This is a genomic window from Mesorhizobium sp. M4A.F.Ca.ET.090.04.2.1 (assembly GCF_003999085.1).
In the GTDB taxonomy this organism is placed as follows: domain Bacteria; phylum Pseudomonadota; class Alphaproteobacteria; order Rhizobiales; family Rhizobiaceae; genus Mesorhizobium.
Genome location: NZ_RZOT01000738.1, coordinates 1 through 2,185 on the forward strand (window position 1 = coordinate 1; position 2,185 = coordinate 2,185).

Sequence of the window (2,185 nt, forward strand, 5' to 3'; positions counted from 1 at the left end):
GTCTGGTAGAACCGCTGAACTCGTCTGACTATTTGTTTGTACGCAATTCCGGACGGAAAACCGTTTCACACTTTTCCTGGAATTGCGTCAGCAAACGTCAGTCCATATGCGCTGCTGACGCGCCGCCCGCCGGCGCCGCCTTCGGCTTGCGCAGCAGGAAGACGAACGGAATGGCAAGCAGCGTCATCACCATCAGGATTTTGAAATCGTTGACGTAGGAGATCATCATCGCCTGGATGTTGACCAGCCGATCGATCTGCGACAGCGCCGTCGGATCGCCGCTCGCCGCCGCCGGCGAAGCGGCCCAGAGATTTGGGTTGAACGGGTTGATGAAGGCCGAAAGCTCGGTGTGGTTGATCTGGGTGTTGCGCACCATCAGGACCGTCACCACCGACACGCCGATCGAGGAGCCGAGATTGCGCACCAGGCTGAACAGCGCGGTGGCATCGGTGCGGTAGCGCGCGTCGAGCGTGGCGAAGGCGACCGTCGACAGCGGCACGAACACCATTCCCATGCCCAGCCCCTGGATGACGCCGGAACTGAGGATGAGCCAGTTATCCATCTGCGGCGAGAAGCTGGACATGGTGTAGAGCGATTGCGCGGTCAAAAGGAAGCCGATGACGACGAGGATGCGGGCGTCGATCTTGCTCATGAGCCGCCCGACGACGAGCATCGAAATCATCGTGCCTACGCCGCGGGGACCGATGACGACGCCGATGGTCATGGTGGGATAACCGAAGATGGTCGACAGCATCGGGGGCAGCAGCGACATCGAGGCCAGGATGAGCACGCCCATGACGAAGATGAACGCCAGGCCGGTCACGAAATTGCGGTCGAGGAAGATCTTGGGATCGATGAACGGGTGCTCGGCCGTCACTGTGTGGATGGTGAACACCCAGAAGCCGGTGATGGCCAGGCCGAGCTCGATCCAGATCTCGACCGAGGAAAACCAGTCGACCTCGCCGCCGCGATCCAGCATCAGCTGCAATGCGCCGACGCCGAGCGATATCATGGCGAAGCCGAAGAAATCGAAGCTGCGCACCCGCCGGGCAACGGCCGGCAGATAGGCGGCCATGCCAAGGAAGGCGAGGATGCCGACCGGCAGGTTGATGAAGAACACCCAGCGCCAGTTGAAATTCTCGGTCAGCCAGCCGCCCAGCGTCGGGCCCAGGATCGGCCCCAGCATGATGCCCGCGCCCCAGATCGCCATCGCCTGGCCGTGGCGCTCCTTCGGGTTGATGTCGAGCAGGAAGGTCTGCGACAGCGGTACGATCGCGGCACCGAACACGCCTTGCATCAACCGGAACAGGACGATGGTCTCGAGGCTCCACGCCAGGCCGCACAGCATGGAGAAGATGGTGAAGCCGACGACGGCCGTCAGGAACAGTTCCTTGCGGCCGAGGCGGTCGGCCAGCCAGCCGGTGACCGGCGTCATGATCGCGGCGGCGACGATGTAGGAGGTCAGCACCCAGTTGATGTTGTCCGGCGAGGCGCCGAGATCGCCGGTCATGGTCGGCAGCGCGACGTTGGCGATGGTGGTGTCGAGCGCCTGCATGACCGTCGCCAGCATGAGCGCGACCGTGATCAGGCCGCGGTGCGGCACGTCTCGAAAGGGCTCTGGGCTGCTCATGATGCCAATCTTCCAGCAGGTAACAAAAACGTGTACACGAAGGTTTCCGGGCGGCGAGGCCTTGGAGAGACCCTCATCGCGGTGGGACGCGACTATCGATGTGGGGGTTACATCGACCGAGCGTCTCGTTTGTACGGGCGCCGCCGCCCGGAAACCTGAGGACCGAAGGATCCCATGCCGAAGGATCGGAGGTTTCGATCAAGCCGCAACGCCGGCCGGCTCCAACCTCTCCTTCCCACTCCTCCCACGGCCCCTGCCATTCACATCCACCGCCGGTCCGGGGGGCTTCCGGCATTGTTCAACCGGCCGCCAAGGCGCCCGGGATCGTCTTTTACTCAGCCGCCTCGCCGGCCGTGGCGTGGCCGAAGATCTTCGGCAGGCCGCGCGCAACGCCTGTGTCGACGGTGACGGTGGCGCTCATGCCGGTGCGCAGCGCCATTTTTGCGTCAGGATCGGTCAGTTCCAGGCGCACCGGAATACGCTGGGTGACCTTGACCCAGTTGCCGGTGGCGTTCTGCGCCGGCAGCAGCGAGAACTCCGCCCCGGTGCCGGCGC

The 2,185-nt window shown here is 63.8% G+C and carries 1 protein-coding gene and 1 pseudogene; both read right to left on the bottom strand.

Features of this window, described 5'->3' with window-relative positions; genetic code table 11:
* Positions 1 to 97: 97 nt before the first annotated feature.
* On the bottom strand, positions 98 to 1,630 hold the full coding sequence (locus EN781_RS31175; protein ID WP_126055129.1) for a DHA2 family efflux MFS transporter permease subunit: 1,533 nt from the start codon (positions 1,628 to 1,630) through the stop codon (positions 98 to 100).
* A 331-nt stretch (positions 1,631 to 1,961) separates the two neighbouring features.
* Positions 1,962 to 2,185 (bottom strand): annotated as a pseudogene (locus tag EN781_RS31180) (HlyD family secretion protein); the annotation flags it as partial.

Excerpts from the sequence above, each read along its gene's own strand:
- EN781_RS31175 (WP_126055129.1), bottom strand. The coding sequence starts at position 1,630 with ATGAGCAGCCCAGAGCCCTTTCGAGACGTGCCGCACCGCGGCCTGATC.